Source organism: Actinoplanes missouriensis 431 (assembly GCF_000284295.1).
Classification (GTDB): Bacteria; Actinomycetota; Actinomycetes; order Mycobacteriales; family Micromonosporaceae; genus Actinoplanes; species Actinoplanes missouriensis.
The window spans coordinates 6388494-6409084 of the sequence record NC_017093.1 but is presented as its reverse complement, the minus strand read 5'-3'; the positions used below and the strand labels follow the sequence as shown (position 1 = coordinate 6409084).

At 71.6% G+C, this 20591-nt stretch carries 21 protein-coding genes and 1 pseudogene; 10 read left to right on the top strand and 12 right to left on the bottom strand.

Translation table 11 applies throughout. The annotated features are described in order from the left end of the window. Positions 1-7: 7 nt before the first annotated feature. Genes AMIS_RS29460 through AMIS_RS29440 form a run of 5 tightly spaced genes read left to right on the top strand, consistent with a single transcriptional unit; the run spans position 8 to position 5976 of the window. Complete coding sequence (locus AMIS_RS29460; RefSeq protein WP_014446094.1) at positions 8-913, top strand: 5-dehydro-4-deoxyglucarate dehydratase; 906 nt, start codon at positions 8-10, stop codon at positions 911-913. Next, positions 910-2130, top strand: a complete 1221-nt coding sequence (locus AMIS_RS29455) for a glucarate dehydratase family protein (protein WP_014446093.1) — start codon at positions 910-912, stop codon at positions 2128-2130. The genes AMIS_RS29460 and AMIS_RS29455 overlap by 4 nt, the downstream gene beginning before the upstream one ends. Beyond that, complete coding sequence (locus AMIS_RS29450; protein ID WP_014446092.1) at positions 2124-3215, top strand: hypothetical protein; 1092 nt, start codon at positions 2124-2126, stop codon at positions 3213-3215. Before AMIS_RS29455 ends, AMIS_RS29450 begins: the two co-directional genes overlap by 7 nt. Next, positions 3212-4414, top strand: coding sequence for a hypothetical protein (locus AMIS_RS29445; protein ID WP_014446091.1), 1203 nt, complete (start codon positions 3212-3214; stop codon positions 4412-4414). The genes AMIS_RS29450 and AMIS_RS29445 overlap by 4 nt, the downstream gene beginning before the upstream one ends. Positions 4415-4422: 8 nt before the next feature. Further along, the gene (locus tag AMIS_RS29440) at positions 4423-5976 is read left to right on the top strand and encodes a glycosyl hydrolase family 28 protein (RefSeq protein ID WP_051042189.1); all 1554 of its coding nucleotides are present in this window, start codon (positions 4423-4425) and stop codon (positions 5974-5976) included. Between the two features lie 76 nt (positions 5977-6052). Here AMIS_RS29440 and AMIS_RS29435 read toward each other — a convergent pair whose 3' ends face one another. The 3 genes from AMIS_RS29435 to map form a co-directional block, all read right to left on the bottom strand. Continuing rightward, positions 6053-7489 carry a peptide MFS transporter gene (locus AMIS_RS29435; protein WP_014446089.1) on the bottom strand — a complete coding sequence of 479 codons (1437 nt, stop codon included), beginning with the start codon at positions 7487-7489 and terminating at the stop codon, positions 6053-6055. Between the two features lie 33 nt (positions 7490-7522). After that, the gene (locus tag AMIS_RS29430; protein WP_157435131.1) at positions 7523-7936 is read right to left on the bottom strand and encodes a macro domain-containing protein; all 414 of its coding nucleotides are present in this window, start codon (positions 7934-7936) and stop codon (positions 7523-7525) included. A gap of 545 nt (positions 7937-8481) precedes the next feature. Further along, complete coding sequence (map, locus tag AMIS_RS29425; RefSeq protein ID WP_014446087.1) at positions 8482-9255, bottom strand: type I methionyl aminopeptidase; 774 nt, start codon at positions 9253-9255, stop codon at positions 8482-8484. A gap of 42 nt (positions 9256-9297) precedes the next feature. On the opposite strand from map, the gene AMIS_RS29420 reads away from it, so the two are divergent. Together AMIS_RS29420 and AMIS_RS29415 are read left to right on the top strand one after the other, a co-directional pair. Next, the gene (locus tag AMIS_RS29420; RefSeq protein ID WP_014446086.1) at positions 9298-9564 is read left to right on the top strand and encodes a helix-turn-helix domain-containing protein; all 267 of its coding nucleotides are present in this window, start codon (positions 9298-9300) and stop codon (positions 9562-9564) included. A gap of 4 nt (positions 9565-9568) precedes the next feature. Beyond that, on the top strand, positions 9569-10174 hold the full coding sequence (locus AMIS_RS29415; protein WP_014446085.1) for a class I SAM-dependent methyltransferase: 606 nt from the start codon (positions 9569-9571) through the stop codon (positions 10172-10174). On the opposite strand, the gene AMIS_RS29410 is transcribed toward AMIS_RS29415, so the two are convergent. Further along, positions 10169-11050 carry an oxidoreductase gene (locus AMIS_RS29410; protein WP_014446084.1) on the bottom strand — a complete coding sequence of 294 codons (882 nt, stop codon included), beginning with the start codon at positions 11048-11050 and terminating at the stop codon, positions 10169-10171. The two genes, AMIS_RS29415 and AMIS_RS29410, sit on opposite strands and share 6 nt — an antisense overlap. Positions 11051-11111: 61 nt before the next feature. Here AMIS_RS29410 and AMIS_RS29405 point away from each other — a divergent pair, with 61 nt between their 5' ends. Further along, positions 11112-11717: an acyl-CoA-like ligand-binding transcription factor gene (locus tag AMIS_RS29405; RefSeq protein ID WP_014446083.1), complete on the top strand. Its 606-nt coding sequence runs from the start codon at positions 11112-11114 to the stop codon at positions 11715-11717. Between the two features lie 13 nt (positions 11718-11730). Here AMIS_RS29405 and AMIS_RS43015 read toward each other — a convergent pair. Both AMIS_RS43015 and AMIS_RS29400 read right to left on the bottom strand, forming a co-directional pair. Next, positions 11731-12003, bottom strand: a pseudogene (locus AMIS_RS43015) (DUF2306 domain-containing protein); the annotation flags it as partial. A 159-nt stretch (positions 12004-12162) separates the two neighbouring features. Further along, a complete protein-coding gene (locus tag AMIS_RS29400) occupies positions 12163-13077 on the bottom strand; it encodes a COX15/CtaA family protein (protein ID WP_014446082.1) in 915 nt (304 codons plus the stop codon). Positions 13078-13119: 42 nt separating this feature from the next. On the opposite strand from AMIS_RS29400, the gene AMIS_RS29395 reads away from it, so the two are divergent. Both AMIS_RS29395 and AMIS_RS29390 read left to right on the top strand, forming a co-directional pair. Next, complete coding sequence (locus AMIS_RS29395) at positions 13120-13557, top strand: MarR family transcriptional regulator (protein WP_014446081.1); 438 nt, start codon at positions 13120-13122, stop codon at positions 13555-13557. Between the two features lie 44 nt (positions 13558-13601). Beyond that, positions 13602-14267: a VanZ family protein gene (locus tag AMIS_RS29390; protein ID WP_041830138.1), complete on the top strand. Its 666-nt coding sequence runs from the start codon at positions 13602-13604 to the stop codon at positions 14265-14267. On the opposite strand, the gene AMIS_RS29385 is transcribed toward AMIS_RS29390, so the two are convergent. The 6 genes from AMIS_RS29385 to AMIS_RS29360 form a co-directional block, all read right to left on the bottom strand. Further along, on the bottom strand, positions 14251-14724 hold the full coding sequence (locus AMIS_RS29385; RefSeq protein WP_014446079.1) for a DUF3592 domain-containing protein: 474 nt from the start codon (positions 14722-14724) through the stop codon (positions 14251-14253). The two genes, AMIS_RS29390 and AMIS_RS29385, sit on opposite strands and share 17 nt — an antisense overlap. Positions 14725-14746: 22 nt before the next feature. Next, positions 14747-15436 (bottom strand): ABC transporter ATP-binding protein, encoded by a 690-nt coding sequence (locus tag AMIS_RS29380; protein ID WP_014446078.1) that lies wholly within the window; start codon positions 15434-15436, stop codon positions 14747-14749. Beyond that, positions 15433-16179, bottom strand: a complete 747-nt coding sequence (locus tag AMIS_RS29375; RefSeq protein WP_014446077.1) for an ABC transporter ATP-binding protein — start codon at positions 16177-16179, stop codon at positions 15433-15435. Before AMIS_RS29375 ends, AMIS_RS29380 begins: the two co-directional genes overlap by 4 nt. Then, complete coding sequence (locus AMIS_RS29370) at positions 16176-18104, bottom strand: ABC transporter permease (RefSeq protein WP_014446076.1); 1929 nt, start codon at positions 18102-18104, stop codon at positions 16176-16178. Before AMIS_RS29370 ends, AMIS_RS29375 begins: the two co-directional genes overlap by 4 nt. Before the next feature lie 7 nt (positions 18105-18111). Beyond that, a complete protein-coding gene (locus AMIS_RS29365) occupies positions 18112-19353 on the bottom strand; it encodes an ABC transporter substrate-binding protein (RefSeq protein WP_014446075.1) in 1242 nt (413 codons plus the stop codon). A 228-nt stretch (positions 19354-19581) separates the two neighbouring features. Continuing rightward, positions 19582-20418 (bottom strand): alpha/beta hydrolase fold domain-containing protein, encoded by an 837-nt coding sequence (locus AMIS_RS29360; protein ID WP_014446074.1) that lies wholly within the window; start codon positions 20416-20418, stop codon positions 19582-19584. Between the last annotated feature and the right edge of the window lie 173 nt (positions 20419-20591).

Genomic DNA, 20591 nt, shown 5'->3' with positions numbered 1-20591 from the left:
GGATTCGATGACCTTCCACGGTGTTCTGTTCTTCCCGGTGACCCCGTTCGGCGCGGACGGCGGCCTCGACGTGTCGCTGCTCGCCGAGCACGTCACGCGGGGTGTCGAGGCGGGCGCCGGCGCGGTCTTCGCCGGCTGCGGAACCGGTGAGTTCCACGCGCTTGACCGCGACGAGATCCAAACCGTCGCCCGGACCGCGGTGGCCGCGACGAGAAACACCGTGCCGGTCTACGCCGGCGCCGGCGGCCCGCTTCCGGTCGCCGTCGAGCAGGTCCGGCAACTGGCCGAGGCCGGCGTCGACGGTGTGCTGCTGCTCCCGCCGTACCTGGTCGGCGGCACTCAGCCCGGCGTCGTCGACTACGTCCGCCAGGTCGCCGCCGCCACCGATCTGCCGGTGGTGTTCTACCAGCGGGCGAACGCGGTGCTCACCCCGGAGGCGGCGGCCGAGGTGTCCCGGATCCCGACCGTCACCGGCATCAAGGACGGTGTCGGCAACCTGGAGCTGATGCACCGGATCGTGCTGGCGGTCCGGCAGGCCTCCGGTCCCGGCTTCCAGTTCTTCAACGGGTTGCCGACCGCGGAGATGACCGTCCCGGCGTACCGGGGGGTGGGTGTTCCGCTCTACTCCTCGGCCGTCTTCGCGTTCGCGCCGGAGATCGCGCTCGGCTTCTACCGGGCCGTGGTGACCGGCGACGACACGCTGCGCGACGAGCTGCTCGAGCGGTTCTACGCGCCGCTGGTCGAGCTGCGGGACGCCCGGCCGGGCTACCCGGTGGCGCTGGTCAAGGCCGGGGTGCGGCTGCGCGGCCTGGCGGTCGGCGGCGTCCGCGCCCCGCTGACCGATCCCGCTCCGGAACACGTCGACCGGCTCGCCGAGCTGATCGAGGAAGGGCTCAAGGTGGTCCACGCATGATCATCCGGGAGTTGCTGGTCACCCCGATCGCGTTCCGGGACCCGCCGCTGCTCAACGCGACGGGCGTGCACGAGCCCCTCGCGCTGCGCTGCGTGCTGCGCCTGGTCGTGGACGGCGGCGTGATCGGTCTCGGCGAGTGCGGCGGCGACCGGTCGCAGCTGGACCGGCTCACCGCGGTGGCGCCGGCGCTGGCCGGCCTGAACGTCCTGGAGACCACCCGGGTGGCCCGCGCGATCGACGCGGCGCTGCCGGGGGAGAGCGCGATGGGCCGCCGGGCCGCCTTCTCCGCGATCGAGGTTGCCTGCCTGGACGCGGCCGGCCGGCTGCTCGGTCAGCCGGTGGTGTCGCTGCTCGGCGGGGCGGTCCGCGACGCCGTGCCGTACAGCGCCTACCTGTTCTACAAGTGGGCCGGCCACCCGGGCTCCACGCCGGACGAATGGGGTGAGGCGCTCGACCCGGACGGCATCGTGGCCCAGGCCCGGACGCTCATCGACGAATACGGCTTCGGCTCGATCAAGCTGAAGGGCGGCGTCTTCCCGCCGGACCGGGAGATCGCGGCGATCCGGGCGTTGCGGGAGGCGTTCCCGGATCACCCGCTGCGGATCGACCCGAACGGCGCCTGGACCCCGGCCACCGGGCGGCGGGTCGCCGCCGAGCTCGACGGGATCCTGGAGTACCTGGAGGACCCGTCCTGGGGACTCGACGCCCTCGCCGAGGTCAGCGCGACCGCGCGCATGCCGCTGGCGACCAACATGTTCGTGAACTCGTTCGACACGATCGCGCCGGCCGTCGCGACCGACGCCGTGCAGGTGATCCTCGGCGACCACCACTACTGGGGTGGGCTGAGGTTGAGCCGGCATCTCGGGACCGTCTGCGAGACACTCGGGCTGGGCCTGTCCATGCACTCCAACTCGCACCTGGGGATCACCCTCGCCGCGATGACACACCTGGCGGCCGCCACCCCGAACCTCACCTACGCCTGCGACACCCACTACCCGTGGAACCTCGCCGACGACGTGGTGAAGCCGGGTGTGCTGCGGTTCGAGGGCGGGGCAGTGCCGGTGCCGGAGGGGCCGGGCCTCGGTGTCGAGCTCGACCCGGACGCGCTGGAGCGGCAGCACCGGCTCTACGTCGACTCCGGCCGCCAGGTGCGCGACGACACCGGGTACGCCCGGCGGTTCGATCCCGGCTATGACCCGGCGCTGCCGCGATGGTGAACACCGTCGCCTACCTCTACCCGTGGGACGTCCTCGGCGATCCACGGGCGGTGGACCGGGTGGCCGCGCTTGGGGTGAGCCGCGTGGCGCTGGGCGCCTCCTACCACGCGGTTCGCGCGGCCACCCCGCTCCATCCACGGCATCGGATCGTGCACGCGACTCATGGGGCGCTCTATCTACCCGTACCCGGAAGAAGGTGGGCGGGCCAGGCGATCAGGCCGCGCTCCGCCGCGGCCTGGACCGGTCGCGATGACTCGTTCCTCGCCGCCCGCGACGTGGTGCGCGCTCGTGGCCTGCCGGTCGACGCCTGGGTGGTGCTCACCCACACCGACGACGCCGCCGGCTTCGCGCCGCGCAATGCCTTCGGAGACACCTATGGGTACGGGGTGTGCCCCGCGTTCCGGGAGGTCCGCGACTACGCCCGCACGCTGGTCGAGGAGGTCGTCCGGGCCGGTGCGCCGGACGGGCTGATCGTGGAGGCGTGCGGGCCGATGGGGGTGGGCCATCAGTCGGAGCACGAGAAGACCGCGGGCGCCGACTGGGACGCGCTCGACGAGCGGCTGCTGTCGATCTGCTTCTGTTCCGCCTGCACGGAGCTGATGACCGATCCGGATCGTGCCCGGTCAGCCGTGGCAGCCGCCGTCGGCACCGGGCGGTTCGTCCCGGACGAGGTCGCGGCCGACGTGCTCGGGGTCCGGTCCGCCGTCACCGCGGCGCTGCGGGACGAGGTGGTGTTCGCCGCTCGCGGGGCCGATCGGCTGGGCTTCTTCGCTGATCCGGATCCATGGGCGGTGGGACCCTCCGCCCACGTCCTGGAAAAAGCGGATTTATACGTCGCAGCCGCGTGGGACGCGTCGACGTCCCGGGTCGAAAGCCTGCGGGATGCCGTGGCTGGTCGCGTCGGCGCCTACGTGACCATCCTGCCGCCGACCGTGCCCGATGCGGATCAGCTCACCCGGGACTGGCAGGCGCTGATCGACGCCGGCGCGGACGAACTGCACGTCTACCACGCGGGACTGGCGTCGGCCGCCCGGCTCGACGCCGCCGCCCGCGCGCTGCGCAACCTGAAAGAGGGAAACCCATGATGGAGGCGGTCCTCTGGCTGACCCCCAAGGTGTTCGACGACCTCACCGACCCGGCCCCCGGTGTCGCGGCGTTCTTCGAGCACTACGCCGCCTACCTGGACGGCCGGCCGGTCACCGTGGTGTTCTGCCCGTCCAACGGTGATCACATCCTCGGCTACGCCGGGCCGGACCATCGGCGGGACCGTTTCGACTGGGCGCGGTACAACTGCTACGCGCACGGCGACCCCGGGCTGACCAGGGCACACAACCGGGACTGGCTGACCCGGGTGCGGGAGGGCGGGGAGAGGTCGTTCAACCCGTACTCGGCGGGTCCGATGTTCACCGTCAGCGAGCAGCCGATGGACTACGAGATCCTGGCCGGCTGCTACGCGGCGATCCGGGCCGAGGCGGCGCGGCGGTCAATCGCGGTGCGGCTGCTCGAATACCTGGAGCCGGGGCCGGAGTTCTGCCGCAGCGAGTGGAAGACCGTGCGGCATCCGGAGGTGTCGGCGGGGACGGCTGACGCGGGCGGGCATGTCATCCCGGGTGTCCTCGACGTGACCATGGCCCTGCACGCGGACGAGAATGTCTATGCCGCCTATCCCGCCGGCGTCCCGGAAGGGCTGCCGGCCGGGGACTTCGTCGCGGCGCAGACCGGCGCCTATGTCGCCGACTTCGGCCTGGACGGGATCCTGCTGGGCAACCAGTTCGGGCTCGTCGGCTTCTGGGATCCGGCACGGGCGCCGGCGCCGACCCCGGAGCGCACCGCCGGCGTCGCCCGGTTCTTCGACCGGATGCGGGACGCGCTCGGCGACCGGCAGCTGTACTGGATGGACACCTATTGGCGCGCCGAGGTCGAGATGAGCGCCTGGGGCATGCCGGCCAGCGCCTACGCCCGGATGGACGCGGTGCTGGTGTGCACGTTCGCGGTGCTCGTCGAACGTACCGAGATCCTGCCGAACGTTCGCAGCAAGGCCGCTCTCGGCGGGCCGCGGGTCCTCTACGGCCTGGACTTCGTCGACCCGTGGTACTGGTACCGCACCCACCTCGATGACCGGCGCACCTACCTTTACCAGCGGGAACTGCTCGCCGGTCCGGCCGCCGCGCACGTCGGCGGGTTCTCCTTCTTCGCCAATGACACGTTCGGTCACTTCGTGCCCGAAGGCCCCCTCACCGAGACCCTCGCGGTCATCCTCGCCGCGGAGGCACCTTCTCAGTAAGGAGCACTGTGCGAAAGATCCCCGTCCTGTTGATGTTCCTGCTGGCGTCGCTCTTGTTCGCGACGCCGGCCCAGGCCGCCCCGGCCGCCGTCGACGTCTACCCGGTGCCGTCGATCTACCCCGCCTCTCCCGACTACACGCTGAGCGTCAACGGGACGCCGGTGCCCGTGCAGGACTACCCCGGTTACGACATCGCGCAGTTCGCGCTCGGTGACGGCGAAGCCACGATCGCCATCACCAAGGTGAACAACACGAACATCGGAGCGTACCGGATCAGCCCCCGCAAGCTCGGGATCGCCGGCACGGTCAGCGGGCCGACGCTCACGTTCACGGTGCGCGATGACGCGTACCTGATCGTCAAGATCGATGGGCGACCGGACCTGGTGATCGCGGCCGACCCGGCGGAGACCAATCGGCCCGCGTCCTCGGGAGCCGGTGTCTTCCCGGTGGGACCGGCGCCCACCACCGCGTCGTTCCAGCAGACCCTGAACGACGCCGCGGCCTGGGGCAGCGCCAACTCCAGGCAGGGCATCGTCTACGTCCCGGCCGGCGTCTACCCGGTCGGCAACCTCTACCTGCGCAGCGACCTGGCGCTGTACCTGGCGCCCGGCGCGGTGCTGCGGTTCACCGGCAACCGGTCGGAGAACGACGTGCACTGGCGCAAGGAGTCCCAGCAGCGCGACATCACCTGGTTCATCTCCACCCGGTACTCGTCCAAGAACATCAGCATCTACGGCCGGGGGATCATCGACGGGAACGGCAAGGCCGCCCTGGCTCCCGGCAACCTCGGCGTCAACCTGCTGACCCCGATCTACACCACGAACTTCGCGGTGGACGGCATCACGTTCCGCGAGTCCAGCAGCTGGGCGATCATGCCGACCCGGTCGTCGAACATGACGTTCCGCAACCTGAAGATCTTCAACCGGTTCGACATGGGCGAGAACGACGGCATCGACGTCATGGAGTCCACGAACGTGACGGTCCGGCACGCCATCGGTGTCGGCCTGGACGACCCGTTCAGCACCAAGACCTGGGACACCACCGTCGACCTGTTCGCCAAGGTCCCCGGTGAACCGCGACCGCAGTCCGGCGTCCTCTTCGACGACCTCGTCACGTTCACCTACTGCTACGGGGTGAAGGTCGGCCAGGGCGTCTTCCAGACCCAGGAGGACATCACCTTCCGCAACGTCACCGTCTACGACGCGGCGGTCGCGCTCGGCGTGCACCACAAGTACGGCGCCGCGCCCGCCCGCCGCATCCGGTTCGAGAACATCGACGTGGAGAAGCTGAGCTTCAGCAACGACAGCAACCGCACCTGGCTGGCGCTCTGGACCGGCGAGACCCACGGCGTCGGCCCGATCCAGGACGTCGTCGTGTCGAACGCCCGGCTCCACACGCTCGGGACCACACCGGCCCGGGTCAACGGCAAACCGTCCGCGCCCGTGACCGGGGTCGTGCTGCGCCAGATCTACGCCGGCGCCGCCACGACGCCGGCCACCACCCTCGCCGAGCTCAACCTGACGAACATCTCCGACAGCGGCCCGATCACCGTCACGGGCTGACCCGTCTCGGCTGGACGGTTCGGGCACGTGGGCCGCGGACCGTCCAGCCGAGCGACTCGTGGAGTCCTCGCCGTCGCTATCGAACTCCGCCCATCAACCGGGAGATCGGCCGCGCCGCCGCACCCAGCGCCAGCCCCAGCACGATCGCGACCGCTCCGAGCACCCCGAAGTACACGACCTCGTCGTCCGCGCTGTAGAACTGCGCCAGCGTCCCGGACAACGCCGTACCCAGCGCCACCGACAGGAAGAACAGCGCCACCATCTGGGTGTGGAAGGCGTGCGGCGCCAGCTTGGTGGAGAGCGACAGCCCCACCGGCGAGAGCAGCAGCTCCGCCACCGTGAAGACCAGCAGGATGCCGGTCAGGGCGAGCAGCGGCGTGCTGTTCGGCCCGCCACCGGCCAGCGGCAGGAACAGCAGGAACGCCACACCCATGATGGTGGTGCCGAGCGCGAACTTGATCGGGCTGGACGGCTGCCGGTCGCCGAGCCGGGTCCACAGCGCGGCGAACACGCCGGAGAGCACGATGATGAAGACCGGGTTGATCGACTGCACCCAGGAGACAGGCATCTCCCAGCCGCCGATGCCGCGGTCCAGCCGCTCGTCGCTGTAGATCGTCACCACGGTGAACTGCTGCTGGTAGAGCGACCAGAACGCGGCGCTGGCGAGGAACATCGGGATGAACGCGACCACCCGCAGCCGCTCCACGGCGGTGATCTGGCGGCTGCTCAAAATGATCACGAAGTAGGCGACCGCGGCGATGGCGCTGAGCGCGACCACGACGTTCGACAGCCGGTCGGCGGAGAGCAGCCCGGTCACGGAGGCCAGCACCACGATCGCGGCGGCCGCGGCGAACACCAGCGCGGCGATCGGGCGGCCGCGGGCCGGCAGCGGGTTCGGCACCTCCCGTCCCGCCTCCGGCATCCGCTTGCGGCCCAGCGTGTACTGCACCAGGCCGATCGCCATGCCGACCGCGGCGAGCCCGAACCCGTAGTGGAAACCGGCGTTGGTCTGCAGCAGACCGGTGAGCAGCGGCCCGGCCAGCGCGCCCAGGTTGATGCCGAGGTAGAACAGGGAGAACCCGGCGTCGCGGCGCTCGTCGTGCTCGCTGTAGAGGTTGCCGACCAGCGACGTGGCGTTCGCCTTCACCCCGCCGCTGCCCACCGCGATCAGCACCAGGCCGACGCCGACACCGGCCAGGCCGGGCAGCACGGCCAGGGCGATGTGCCCGAGCATCACCAGCACCGCGCTGAGGAACAGCACCCGCTCCGAGCCGAGCAGCCGGTCGGCCACCCAGGCGCCGAGGATCGTGGAGAGGTAGACGGCTCCGCCGTACGCGCCGACGATGCTCGTCGCGGTGTCCTGATCGATGCCGAGCCCGCCGTCGGCCGCCGAGTAGTACAGGTAGATCAGCAGGATGCCCTGCATGCCGTAGAACGAGAACCGCTCCCACAGCTCCACCCCGAACAGGTTGGCGAGCGCGCGAGGCTGACCGAAGAACGTCGACGACGACATGGCCGAGAGCTACCCCCTCCACGCCCCGCTGAATCAGGAACGCATCACCACAATGCGCACACTGCTGCCGGCCGCCACCTCACGCACCACCGGCCCGACCACGTCCCAGTCCCCGAACTGCGGCAACCCGATCGACCGGATCTCCCGCCGCTCCGCGTCATCCAGCGCCGCCGCCAGCGCACTGCGCAGCGCGGTCAGGTCCGGCGGTGTGCCGGCCCGCTGAGCCACCACCAGGTTGTAGACGATCAGCCCGTCCGGCGCCTTCCACGACATCAACCCGCCGAGCCGCAGCATCCCGGCCCGGCAGCGTGCCCGATAGCGGTCATACATAGCCGGCCACCGCACCCGGAACCCGTGATCCATGACGCCGACGCAGGTCACCCCGTGCGCCAGAGCCGGAAACCCCTGCGCGAAGAGATCACCGGCGCGAATGTCGACGAGGTCCACGGGCACTCCTGACGGTGGGCGACGCTGCCGCCTTCCATCATGGAGTGTCAGATCATCGATCAAAACCCCTTCTTTGTACGGCCGGACCTGAGTCCCGTGCCTGACACGCGACGAGGTGCCCACTCCAGGCCGCTGCGCGCCCGCCGGCGACGGGTGCATGGTCACCCAGAGCCCGCCCCCGCGCGCGGCCCGTTCCCGCTTGCCCCGTTCCCGCTTGCCCCGCGCCCGCCTGCCCCGCGCCCGCCTGCCCGCGCCCGACCGGCCGCCCGGCGTCGGAAAGCCGGACCCGTTCCCGGCAATTCCGGAGTCGTGGATCGTGGAAACGTCGATGCCGGCTGGCGCTGAGTGTTCACAAAACGGGCACGCAGCAGCACTGAGCGCCAGCCGGGCAGGCCGAGCTGGCTACCAGTGCTGCTGCGTGCCCCATGTCACAGCGCTGGGCGCCGGCCGGTCCGGCTGGTCGTGGGTGTTGGTGGGACAGCTCTGGTGACCAGCCGGGCTTCGGGACGCTTCGGCCGTACCCTCGCCATGCAGGGTTCAAGGCCTCAAGCCGCGGGCCGCCGCGTGAGCACCTGCGGACCCGACTCCGTGATGGCGACCGTGTGCTCGGAGTGGGCGGTGCGGGAGCCATCAGCCGAGCGGATCGTCCAGCCGTCGGCGTCGAACTTGATTTTGTCGGTGGTCCTGCAGAACCAGGGTTCGATGGCGATGGTCAGGCCCGGCTCCAGTTTCATGCCGCGGCGGGCCCGGCCGTTGTTGGGGATGTGCGGCGCCTCGTGCATGGTCCGGCCGAGGCCGTGGCCGCCGAACTCGAGGTTCACGCCGTACCCGTAGTCGTGGGCGACCTTGCCGATCGCCGCGGAGATGTCGCCCAGCTTGCCGCCCGGCTGCGCGGCCACGATCGCGGACTCGAGCGCCACCTCGGTCGCCTCGATCAGCTTCAGGTCGGCCGGGTCGGGCGTGCCGACGACGAACGAGAGCGCCGAGTCGGTGACCCAGCCGTCGATGCCTACCGCCATGTCGATGCTGAGCAGGTCGCCGTCGCGCAGCACGTAGTCGTGCGGCAGGCCGTGCAGCACCGCGTCGTTGACGGAGAGGCAGAGCACGTTGCGGAACGGGCCGCGGCCGAACGACGGGGCGTAGTCCCAGTAGCACGACTCCGCGCCGCGGTCCTTGATGCGGCGGCGGGCCTGGTGCTCGAGGTCCATCAGGTTGACGCCGACCGTGGCGGCGTCCCGCAACTCCGCGAGGAGTTCGCCGACGAACCGGCCCGTGACGGCCATCCGGCCGATCTCATCCGAAGACTTCAACTCGATCACGGTATTTTTATACCACGCCGGTTTCCGGGTTATCCTGCTGCCATGGTTCGCCAACCGCTCACCCCGGAACAGATCGCCGCGGGCCAGCGACTCGGAGCCGCGCTCCGGATCGCCCGGGCCGGGCGCAGCCTCGGCGAGGTGGCGCTGGCGGCGGGCATCTCGCCGGAGACCCTCCGCAAGATCGAGGCGGGCCGGCTGCCGGCGCCCGCGTTCGGCACGGTGGTCTGCCTCAGCCAGGCCCTGGACGTGCCGCTGAGCGAGCTGGCCGACGTGTGGCTGGCCGGCATGCCGGTCCGTCAGGCCTCGTGAGCCGGTGGACGCGACCGGGAAGGCCCGCAGGGTCTGGGATCAGGCCGCGCCGCGGTACGACAGGCAGATCGCGTTCCTGGAGAGACACTGGTTCACCGGCGGGCGTGAGTGGCTCGGGGAGCGCGCCACCGGCCGGATCCTCGACGTCGGTGTGGGCACCGGGCGCAACCTCCCGCACTATCGCGCCGACGCCACCGTCACCGGGATCGACCTGAGCCCTGAGATGCTGGCCGTGGCCCGGCGGAGCGCGCAACGCCCGGTCGACCTGCGGGAGGGGGACGCGACCCGGCTGCCGTTCCCGGACGGCTCGTTCGACACGGTGGTCTGCGCCCTGTCGCTGTGTGCGATTCCGGACCCGCGGGCGGCGATCGGCGAGGCGCGCCGGGTGCTCGTGCCGGGTGGGCGGCTGCTCCTGCTCGATCACATCGGCAGCAGCCGGCCGCCGGTGCGGGCCGCCCAGTGGCTCCTGGAGCGGGTCACCATCCGGGCGGCGGGCGAGCATTTCACCCGCCGTCAGCTGCCGCTGGTCCGCGCCGCCGGTTTCGAGATCGTCGAGGTGGAGCGGCTGAAGGCCGGCACGATCGAGCGGGTGTACGCCCGGCGCTCATGACGCCGCACAGGTGAGTCGGACCCCGGTGGCCTGTTCGGAGAGTTCCCAGAGCCGCCGGCCGTTATCGGGGTCGGCGGCGGCAGCGGACAGCCGGCCCTCGACGGGATGGCCGCGTAACTCGCCGGGACCGTCCGGAACGATCAGTGCGCCGGCGCGGGCGGCCGGGTCAGTCGCGGCGTACAGCTGGGGAAGCGCGCCCCGGTCGGCGCTCTGGGCCAGCAGCGGGTTGCCGATTCGGCCGAGCAGGAACCGCCAGGCCGGCGTGGTGGCGCGGAACTGCAGATTGGTGGCGGTGTATCCGGGGTGGGCCAGAATGCTGCGGATCGGGCTGCCGGCGTCGGTGAGGCGGCGGTGCAGTTCGGCGCCGAAGATGGCGTTGGCCAGTTTCGTCGTGTTGTAGACGGCCATCGGCTGGTAACGCCGGGCCTCCTCGAACGGCAGCCGGGCCCCGCGGTGGTTGACCGAGGTCACCGTGACCACGCGCGGGTCACGGCCGGACCGGAGCAGGTCGAACAGCAGGCCGGTGAGGGCGAAGTGCCCAAGGTGATTGGTGGCGAACTGCAGCTCGTGGCCCTGCGGTGTGAGTGCGTACGGCGTAGCCATCGTCCCGGCGTTGTTGATCAGAACGTCGATCCGGTGGTGCTCGTCGTGCATCCGGCCGGCGAACTCGTGCACCGAGTCGAGGTCGGCGAGGTCGAGCCGGCGAGCCTCGCCGGGATGCTCCTCCGGCCGGCGCACGGCCGCGATCACCCGGGCCCCGCGCTCGCGCAGTGTCCGGGCGGTGACCAGGCCGAGCCCGCTGCCGGCTCCGGTCACGACGATGATGCGCCCACTCAGATCGGGAATCCGGTCAGCGGTCCAGCGATCAGCATTCATGCGCCCAACAGTGCCTTTTATGGCACTCAGTGTCAACAACTGCATGGCATAGCATCGGCGCATGACCGCCAGGGCCACGCTCGCCGAGCGCAAGCGGCAGCTCGTTGCCGAGGAACTGCGCAACGCCGCCATGATGCTGATGGCGACCCGAGGCTTCGAGCAGGTGACCGTCGACGACATCGCGGCCACGGCCGGCATGTCCCGGCGCACCTTCTTCCGCTATTACGCGTCGAAAGAAGACGTTGTCGTCCGCTTCATCGCGGACATGGGCGCGGACGTCCTCGACGAGCTCACCGGCCGGCCGGCGGGTGAACCACCGTCGGTGGCGCTGCGCCACGCCATCTGGCGCCCGCTCGCCGGCTGCGCCGACCAGCCCGACCACGCGGAGCGCTCCCGGATCGTGGTCCGCCTGATCCTGGACACCCCGGCGCTGCACGCCCGCTGGCTGGAACGCCAGATCGAGTGGCGAGCCGGTCTTTCCACCGGCATTGCCGCACGCCGGGGCCTCGACCCGGAGGCCGGCCCCTACCCGTCGATGGCGGCGGGCATGGCGCTGCTCGCCCTCGACGCCGTCCTCCAGCAGTGGCAGCCCGGGGACGACGAGACGCGCCTCGCCGAACTGACCGACCGCGCGTTCGCGGTCGTCGCGCCCGCCCTGGACGCCTAGATTCGGCGCGGGCCGCCCGGTACGCCAGCCCGGCGGTGACCAGCCACAACACCGCCGCCAGGGTGAGGCTGACCCGGGTCAGCGGCCGGCCCGACCAGATCGCCACCGGTACCGCGGTGACAGGGCTCGGAAGCACGCCCGCGAGCAGATAGGTCCGGCCGAGCGCCCGGTGCAGTCCCCGGCGGGCCCGGACGCCCGGGACGAACTGCCGCGGCCAGAGGACCAGGGCGACCGCGGCGGTGAAGATGTGCGCGACCAATACGTCGTAGTGAGCGCCGGCGCGCACGTCGAGGCGGCGCGAGATCGGCTTCGCGTTCGATCAGCACCCGCAGGCCGATCCGGATCGGCGCCTGATGGTCGGCCAGGACCACCCGGATCATGCACTCTCCCGATGACGGCGCGCCGGGAAGGGCCGTCTCGCGCCGATCATGACTGCTTGCGGCGGTCACGGCTGTCTCGCGCCGGCGAGCGGGCCGAACCGGGACGCCGGCGCGGCTGCCGTTGGCGGGCAGGCCAGCCGCACCCGGACGGCGCCGGACCAGACGAGGGCCGCCCCGGCCAGGTGCAGCAGGACCGCGACCGCGGGCAGACCATCAAGGCTCTGGTAGAGGCCGATCGCGGCCTGGCCTGAGAGCGCCGCGAGTAACGTCCGGCTGCGGTGCAGGGCGAGCCGGTCGCGGTGGCGGGCGGCAGCCCTCATGCAGCCGGCCACCGCGACCAGGGCGCATGCGGCGAGCAGACCATGTGCGTACGTGAGGATGGTCCAGTCCAGCGGGATGCGGGTCACCTCGGCCGTGTCGCCGGGATGCGGCCCGGCGCCGGTGACGACGGTACCCGCGGTCACCGAGGCCGCGCTCGTCCAGAGGACGAGACGCCCCCATCGAGCCGTCGAGCGCTGCACGGGCCGCGGGGGGCCGGTCCGGTGCGCGAGATCGAAACTGACGGTGGTGGAGGCCAGCAGGAGCATCGCCGCCAGGAAGTGGCCGGCCACGATGTACGGGTTCAGGCCGGTCCACACCGTGACGCCACCGACCACCGCGTTCAGCAGGACGACCAGAAGCTGGCCCCAGGCGCTGCGCCAGAGGAACGTCCCGGCGTCGCGCCGGTGCGGGTACGCCGCGACGATGACCCACCCGACCGCCAGCACGACGACGCCGGTCAGCACCCGGTTGCCGAACTCGATGGCGCCGTGGACGCCGGTGGACGCCGCGGCGGAGGTGAACGAGCCGGCGGTGCAGCGCGGCCAGTCCGGGCAGCCCAGGCCGGAACCGCTGACCCGGACGACCCCGCCGGTCGCGATGATCAGGAAACTGGTCAGCAGCGCCGCGGTGGTGGAACGGCGGACAGAACGCGTACCCATGGAAGTTATTATGATTCTCATAGTATTCGACGGAGGGGGCGGGTGGTGACCGAACCCGGCGACCTGCGCACCGCTCTGCGGGACCTGCGCATCGAGCTGGCCCTCAACACCGCGCGGGTCGCCGCCCTCGCCGGGCTCAACGACTCCGACCTCGCCGTCCTCGACGTGCTCGTCCGTGAGGGAGGCCGGTCGCCGACCGCGCTTGCCCGGCGCACCGGCACGCATCCCGCCACGCTGACCGGAGTCCTCGCCCGGCTGGAGAAAGGCGGCTGGGTGCTGCGCCGGCGGGATGCCACCGACCGCCGCAGTGTCCTCATCGAACCGGTCGGCGCCGAGCGCCTCGCCCGCCTCTACCGGGACGGCAGCCAGAGCCTCGACGAGCTCGCCGAGGGACTCACCGGCCCGGAGCGGACTGTCGTCCTGACCTATCTGCGCTCCGCGGCCGACCTGATCCGGGCGGCGACGGAACGGCTCGGCTGACCGTCCTTATGCTCCCGATACGTTGCTGCCGGTTCACTGTGGGCATGAGTCGGATCGCACCCACGGTCGCCCCGTCCCGCCGTACCCGAATGGTGGTTCTGGGGATTCTTGCCGTTGCCGTTGCCGTGATCGTCATCCGGCGGCCGCTGCTGATGGCCGCGCCCCGGTGCCTGGCGGGGAGGTGGCACGGTTGCTACGACACCGAGAACGGCGTGGTGCTGATGACGCTGGCCGGGCTGCCGCTCGCGGCCGTGCTGGTGCTTCTGCTCGCGCGGCTGCGCGGCGGCCTCCGGAAACCGCTGGCCGAGGTCGGCATCGTGTACGGCACGCTGCCGTTCCTCTGGATGACCATGATGCCGGGCGTGGGCGCCGGTGTGGTCGCCGGCCGGGTCAGCCTGGTTCCGCTGCGTGACCTGGTCACCATGGGGCCGATCGGGATCGGCGGGAATCTGCTGGTCTTCGCGGCGCTGGGCTTCTTCGCCCCGATCCGGTTCACGGCGCTGGCGTCCGTGCCGCGGATCCTGGCGCTCGGGGCGGGCGGTTCGGCTCTGATCGAGGTCGCGCAGTATGTGTTCCGGCTGGATCGGGTCTCGTCCGTCGACGACGTGCTGCTCAACGCGGCCGGGGCGGTGCTGGCCGGGCTGGCGTCGCGGCGTTGGTGGCGTACCCGGGCGCGCAGGGCGCTCGGTGGCGTTACGGGAAGTCGCTGAACTGGCCGGCATCCTCCATGCCCGAGCTCATCACCTGGTACGCGACCAGGGCGAACACCAGGAAGATCACCCCGAACACCACCGCGACGACGGTCTGGGCGCTGCTTGCCTTGGCCGGGGTCGCGTCCGACGGCTTCTCCGGGTCGTAGCGGACGGCCACCTCGGTGCCGACGAGGTGGGAGCGGGAGCCGTCCAGGTCCGGGAGGGTGGTCGTCACCTCCTGGCCGGTCTCCGTCCGGAAGGTGACCACCGGCCGGAAGCTGGTCCGCCCGTCGGACAGCGACTCCAGCTGGTTGTCGACCACGCGGGCGGTGGCCGGGCGGCCGGAGACGAGGAGAGCGCGGACCCTGGCCCACTGCCTCGCCGCCCCGACCAGCAGCGCGAGACCGACCAGGGTGGGCATCCCCACGAGGAAGGCCGTTCCCACCCGGGACCACCAGTCCGACTCTTCGATCATGGTGTGACTGTAGAGCCGGGGCTCAACCGGCCCCGAAGTACGCGTCGGCCACGGCGTGGCGGTCGGCGCGCAGGTCAGCGGCCTTGCCGGTCAGGACGACCCGGCCGTGGTGCAGCACGACGGCGCGGTCGGCGATCGACAGGGCCAGGTCGATGTGCTGCTCGACGACCAGGACGCCGACGCCGAGCCGGTCGGCGAGGGCGCGGATGCTGGGCAGCAGGGCCTGCACCGCGACCGGGGCCAGCCCCATGCTCATCTCGTCGATCAGCAGCACCCGGGGCCGCAGGACCAGCGCCTTCGCGATCGCCAGCATCTGCTGCTCCCCGCCGGAGAGCTGGCCGCACCGGCGTGACATCAGGTCGTTCAGGGCCGGGAAAAGGTCGAGCGCCTCGTCGAGACCGCCTCGGGCCAGGGCTAGGTTCTCCCGTACCGAAAGGGTGTGGAAGACGCCCCTGGTGTCGGGGACCAGGACGAGACCGGCGCGGGCGTTCTGCTCGAGCCGGTTGCGCAGCGGCCGGCCGAACGCGGTGACGGCGCCGGCCATCGGCGTGATGACGCCGGCCGCGGTGAGCAGGGTGGTGGTCTTGCCGGCACCGTTGGGGCCGAGCATCGCGACGATCTCGCCGGGCGCCACGCTGAGGTCGAGATCGCGGACGGCGGGGATGCCCGCGTAACCGGCCGTGACGGCGGTCAGGCTCAGCAGGGCGGTCATGGGACGAGCTCCGATCCGAGGTACGCGGTGCGCACGGCCGGGTCGGCGAGCACCTCAGCGGGCGTCCCGGTGGCGATGACAGCGCCGTAGTCCAGGACGTAGACCCGGTCGCAGATGCCGGCGACGAGTGTCATGTCGTGGTCGATGAGCAGCACGGCCGGGCCGGATCCGGCGATCGTGCGGACGTGTTCGCCGAACGCGGCGCTCTCGTCGGTGTCCAGCCCGGCGGCCGGCTCGTCGAGCAGGACCACCCGGACGGTCCCGGCCAGCGCCCGGGCCACGCCGACGATCTTCTGGCGGCCGAGGCTGAGCTCGCCGGGACGGCGGTCGGCGACCGGTTCCAGGCCGAACATCGCCATGACGGCGTCGGTCTCGTGCGTGGCCTCGCGCCGGCCGGTCAGGTCGTTCCAGAGGTTGCGCAGCGGGCGGCGGCCGGCCGCGACCGCGATGTTCTGCCGCACGGTGAGGTCCAGGAACAGCTCGCCGGCCTGCCAGGTGCGGGCCAGCCCGGCGCGCCGGCGCTGGTGCGGGGCGAGCGTGTCGACGCGCCGGCCGGCCACGGTGACCGTGCCCTGCGCGGGCGTGAACCCGGTGACGGCGTCGACGAAGGTGGTCTTGCCGGCGCCGTTCGGACCGATCAGGCCGACCACCTCACCGGCGTCGGCGGTGATGCTGATCCCGGTGTTGGCCCGGACGCCGCCGTAGTGGACGGTCAGTCCCTCGGTGGACAGCAGTGGGTTCACAGCGCTACCTCCCGGCGCAGCTTGCCTGTGGTTCCGCCGGCGAGCCCGGCGGGGTTGAGCACCGCGGTCAGGACCAGGGCGCAGGCGGCGATCAGCGTGTAGTACCGGCCGAGGCCGAGGGTGCTGTTGAACAGGGTGTAGACGACCCCGAGCGGCGCGATCAGGCCGGCGATGAGGGCGCCGCTGATCCGGGTGATGCCGCCGACGTACGCCATGCAGAGCACGCTGAGCCCGACGACGACGTTGAACGACTCGACGGACAGCTGGGAGCGGCTGTATCCGATCAGGCATCCGCCGACCCCGGCGAGGAACGCGGAGAGGGCGAAGCCGGCGAGCTTGACCTGGGCCACGTTGATGCCGGCGCTCGCGGCGGCGCGTTCGTTGGAGCGGACCGCGAGGAACGACTGCCCGGTGCCGCCGGCCAGCAGGCGGACCACCGCGATGGCGAGCACCCCGACGATGACGACGACCGTCGCGGCGAACGCCGTCGTGGTGAGGTCGGTTCCGCTGCGTACCGCCAGGTCCCAGCCGAACAGGGTGGGCCCGTGGATCAGGTTGCCCTCGAACGGGGTGAGCGCCGGGTTCGCGAACGCGAGCTGCTGCACCGCGACGGCGCCGGCCAGGGTGACCACCGCCAGCTGGGCGCCGCGCACCCGCAGCGCGGGCAGGCCGACGACCACGCCGACGAGCGTCGCGACGCCGGCCGCGAGCAGGATCGCCAGCGGGAACGGGATGTCCCACGTCATCGTGATGCGGGACAGCAGGAACCCGCCGCTGCCGGCGAACGCCATCGAGGCGAGCGAGATCTGGCCGAGGTAGCCGGTGAGCACGACGAGCGACAGCGCGATCAGTGCCATGATGATCGAGGTGACGACGCCGAACCGCCAGCTGCCGGACGTCAGCCCGATGGCGAGGACCGCGCCGATCAGCAGCGCCGCGGCGGCCGGCCAGGGCCGGGTGGGCAGCACGACGGCCGGCATCCGGGCCGGGCCGGGCGCGTCCCGCGCCGGGATGCTCTTGCCGAGGACCACCAGTGCGAAGACCACGAGGACGAACGGCACCGCCTCGCCGAGCCCGGCCTGTGCCCAGGCCGGCCAGCCGTCCGACGTGCTGAGCAGCAGGATGATCGACTGCAGGACGCCGATGGCGAGCCCGGCCAGGGACGCCACGATGATCGAGGTGAGCCGGGCCAGCAGGGCGGCGGCGAGGCCGGGCAGGACGTAGAACATGTAGCCGATCGGATCGAGGCCGAGCGTGGGCGCGGCGAGGACGGCAACCAGAGCCGTCGCCGCGCCGGTCAGCACCCACATGACGGCGGCCAGCCGGTCCGGCGCGATTCCGGTCAGCCGGGCGGCGAGCTCGTTCTCGGCGCCGGCCCGGGTCGCCACGCCCCACCGGGTGAACCGCAGGTAGGCCGAGAGCGCCCCCGCGATGATCAGAGCGGTCGCGAGCAGGATCAGGTCGCTGACGTTGACGATCGCTCCGGCGACGGTGGCCGTGCGGTCGGTGAGCAGCGCGGGCGCGAGCGCGCCCTCGGTCGCGAAGCGCAGCGGCACCAGGGAGGCGATCGCCAGCATCAGCCCGACCGACGCCACCACCTGGGCCAGCGAGGGCGCCGCACGCAGCGGGCGGAACACCAGCCAGTGCGCGGCCAGCGCCAGGCCGGCGACGCTGAGCACCCCGAGCGCGACGGCGGGCCAGGCCGCCATCGGCTCGGGGCTCAGGCCGATCGACCCGACCGGCAGGACGAGCGTGCCGCTCCGCCGCAGCTCGGCCACCACCCACACGCCCCACAGGGCCAGCGAGCCCTGGGCGAAGTTGAGGACTCCGGTGGCGGCGTGCAGGGACACGATGGACGCGGCGATCACCGCATAGACCGCTCCGCCGGCGAAGCCGAGCGTGACGAAGAGCAGCAGCTGGTCCATGCCAGGGTCAGACCGCGCCGGGGATGGCCCCGAGGACCTGTGCGGCCGGGGTGATCCAGGTGTCGGTGACCGGCTTGGTCGAGCCGTCCGGCTGCACGCTGAACAGCAGCATCTGCGTGGTGCAGTTGGGCGAGGTGGCGCTGCCGCAGGTGATCTTCGGGCCGAGGAAGCTGGGGAAGTCCTTCAGAGCCTTCAACGTCTTCAGTACGTCCGCGCCGGTCACGCTCGCGGTGGCGCCGGACGCGGTGAGGGCCTTCGCGAGGTTCACGAGGAGCGCGAACTCACCGTACGCGTAATACCCGGCGGTCCCGCCCTCCACCGCCGCGATGTGCTTCTCGGCGATCGCGAGGTCGCTCTGCACCTCCGGGGGCGCGTACCGCGCCGCCGTGGGCAGCCAGTTCGAGGAGTAGAGCGCGCCGCCGGCGGCCTGCTCCGGCGCGTCCTTGATGTAGTCGGTGCAGGCCGCCGTGAAGATCTCGCCCTGGTAATTGAGCTGCCGCAGCGCCTTGACCAGCGCGGTGCAGACCGCCTCGCTCGGCGCCGCGACGAGCCCGCCGACGTCCGGGTTGTCCTTGGCGATCGCGGAGGCCACCGCGGTGAAGTTCGGGCTGGTCGGGGAGAAGTAGATGCCCTTGGCCCGGATGCCGAGCGCCGTGGACAGCGCCGGCAGCAGGGTGTCGATGGTCTGGTGCGACGACGGGGTGTCGACGAGCGCCAGGGTGACCGACTTCTTCCCCTCGGACTGGAACGCCTGCAGCGCGCCGACCAGGAAGGACGCCTGCGGGGCGGCGAAGAAGACGCGGTTCTCCGGCTTGGCGCCGGTCACCGAGTCGAACGGGATCATGCCGACCAGCGGGATCTGCGCGGCGGTCAGCGGCGGCAGGGCCGCGCTGGACGACAGGTTGTAGCCGTCCAGGACCGCGACGACCTTCTTCTCCACGAAAGTGTTGGCGCAGGACTGGGCCTTCTCCGGCGTCGTGTCGGTGTCGCACGGGACGACCTCGATCGGGTGGCCGTTGATGCCGCCGAACTCGCCGTTGATGTAGGACTGCGCCGCCTGGACGCCGGTGTCGGTGCCCGGCTGTGGCACCGGTCCGCCGGAGGGGTTGAGGAACCCGATGGTGATCGGCGGTTTGGTCAGGGTGGAGGTGGTCGTCTCGGTGCTGGACGTGCCGCCGCAGCCGGCGGCGGCCACCGAGGCCACCACGAGCACGGTCAGGGCACGGAAAAGGACCCGATTGCTATGCATGGCTCTCTCGTTTCGACGCGATGGTCGTGCCGGTGTGACGAGTCCGCCCGGAGAACGGCAGGGCGGAGCACCGCTCGGCGTCAGCAGCCGGCGGTACCAGGAGCATGAGAAGGATCGGACCGGCGGGTGGCCCCGCGGTGCCTGAACGCACTGTAATTCAGCGTTAACTTGTTGGGAAGTACCGCACGTCAAGCAGTCTATTTACGACGCGAATCATGTGATTCTCGATTAACTACAGGCGCGGATGTGGTCCACGATGGCGCGCCGGCCGGCGCGTGCCTCCGGGACCGGCAGCAGCGGATAGACGTGGATCGCGCCCGGCTCCTCGTGATAGGTCAGCGTCGTGCCGGCGGGCAGCCGGTCACGCAGCAGCCGGCAGTCCGGCAGGGTGATGTCGCGGGTGCCGACCAGGATCTGCGTCGGCGGCAGCCCGTCCAGGTCACCGTGGATCGGGCTGAGCCGTGGGTCGTCGAGCGGGAGACCGCCGGTCCAGGCGTCCGCGACCGGCCGCAGCCCGGCGCGGGACAGCCACGGGTCGTGCGGCTCGACCGCGTCGATCCCCGGGTTCGACATGGTCAGATCCAGCCACGGGGCGATCATCGTGAGGCCGGCGACGCGCCCCCTGTTCGCCTGCGCGGCCAGCAGCGCCAGCCCGCCGCCGGCCGAGTCGCCGACCAGATGGCACGGCCTGTCCAGGCCACGGATGACCTCGCTGACCAGATCGAGCGCTTCGAGGCCGTGGTGCTTCGGCGACAGGCCATAGATGGGTACGTGTACCGCACAGCCGGTCTGCTCGGCGAGGAACCCGATGAGTGACCAGTGCTGCTTGACGATCTCGCTGGTGTAGGCGCCCCCGTGCAGATAGATCACGGCCGTCTCCGCCTCGCCGACCCGGTACACGGGGAACCCGTTGACGGTCGAGCGGGTGGCGGCCAGCGACGCCGGCGGGGCGGACGGGCCCTTGGGCCGGTTCAGGGTGCGCAGCCCGGCTGCCGCGGTCGCGTAGCGACGCCGATACACCAGTCGCGTGAAGAGCCCGACACCGCGCATCTGCCAGCTGACCATGGCGGCAGGCTACCGGGCGCCGGTCGCCCGGCTCCTGCCGTGGTGGGCCAAGGTCGATGCGTGCGGCAGGGTCGATGCGTGCGGCAGGGTCGATGCGTGGGACCCGGGCGATCACCCCAATGGGCGGATCCCGCCCCGCGGCCCGCATTCGCGGACTTCGTGTGCGGCATGGC

What these genes read in the sequence shown, in the direction of transcription:
- AMIS_RS29460 (WP_014446094.1), top strand. Translation starts at nt 8, where the DNA reads ATGACCTTCCACGGTGTTCTGTTCTTCCCGGTGACCCCGTTCGGCGCG.
- AMIS_RS29455 (WP_014446093.1), top strand. Translation starts at nt 910, where the DNA reads ATGATCATCCGGGAGTTGCTGGTCACCCCGATCGCGTTCCGGGACCCG.
- AMIS_RS29450 (WP_014446092.1), top strand. Translation starts at nt 2,124, where the DNA reads ATGGTGAACACCGTCGCCTACCTCTACCCGTGGGACGTCCTCGGCGAT.
- AMIS_RS29445 (WP_014446091.1), top strand. Translation starts at nt 3,212, where the DNA reads ATGATGGAGGCGGTCCTCTGGCTGACCCCCAAGGTGTTCGACGACCTC.
- AMIS_RS29435 (WP_014446089.1), bottom strand. Translation starts at nt 7,489, where the DNA reads ATGTCGTCGTCGACGTTCTTCGGTCAGCCTCGCGCGCTCGCCAACCTG.
- AMIS_RS29420 (WP_014446086.1), top strand. Translation starts at nt 9,298, where the DNA reads ATGGTTCGCCAACCGCTCACCCCGGAACAGATCGCCGCGGGCCAGCGA.
- AMIS_RS29410 (WP_014446084.1), bottom strand. Translation starts at nt 11,050, where the DNA reads ATGAATGCTGATCGCTGGACCGCTGACCGGATTCCCGATCTGAGTGGG.
- AMIS_RS29405 (WP_014446083.1), top strand. Translation starts at nt 11,112, where the DNA reads ATGACCGCCAGGGCCACGCTCGCCGAGCGCAAGCGGCAGCTCGTTGCC.
- AMIS_RS29400 (WP_014446082.1), bottom strand. Translation starts at nt 13,077, where the DNA reads ATGGGTACGCGTTCTGTCCGCCGTTCCACCACCGCGGCGCTGCTGACC.
- AMIS_RS29390 (WP_041830138.1), top strand. Translation starts at nt 13,602, where the DNA reads ATGAGTCGGATCGCACCCACGGTCGCCCCGTCCCGCCGTACCCGAATG.
- AMIS_RS29385 (WP_014446079.1), bottom strand. Translation starts at nt 14,724, where the DNA reads ATGATCGAAGAGTCGGACTGGTGGTCCCGGGTGGGAACGGCCTTCCTC.
- AMIS_RS29380 (WP_014446078.1), bottom strand. Translation starts at nt 15,436, where the DNA reads ATGACCGCCCTGCTGAGCCTGACCGCCGTCACGGCCGGTTACGCGGGC.
- AMIS_RS29370 (WP_014446076.1), bottom strand. Translation starts at nt 18,104, where the DNA reads ATGGACCAGCTGCTGCTCTTCGTCACGCTCGGCTTCGCCGGCGGAGCG.
- AMIS_RS29365 (WP_014446075.1), bottom strand. Translation starts at nt 19,353, where the DNA reads ATGCATAGCAATCGGGTCCTTTTCCGTGCCCTGACCGTGCTCGTGGTG.
- AMIS_RS29360 (WP_014446074.1), bottom strand. Translation starts at nt 20,418, where the DNA reads ATGGTCAGCTGGCAGATGCGCGGTGTCGGGCTCTTCACGCGACTGGTG.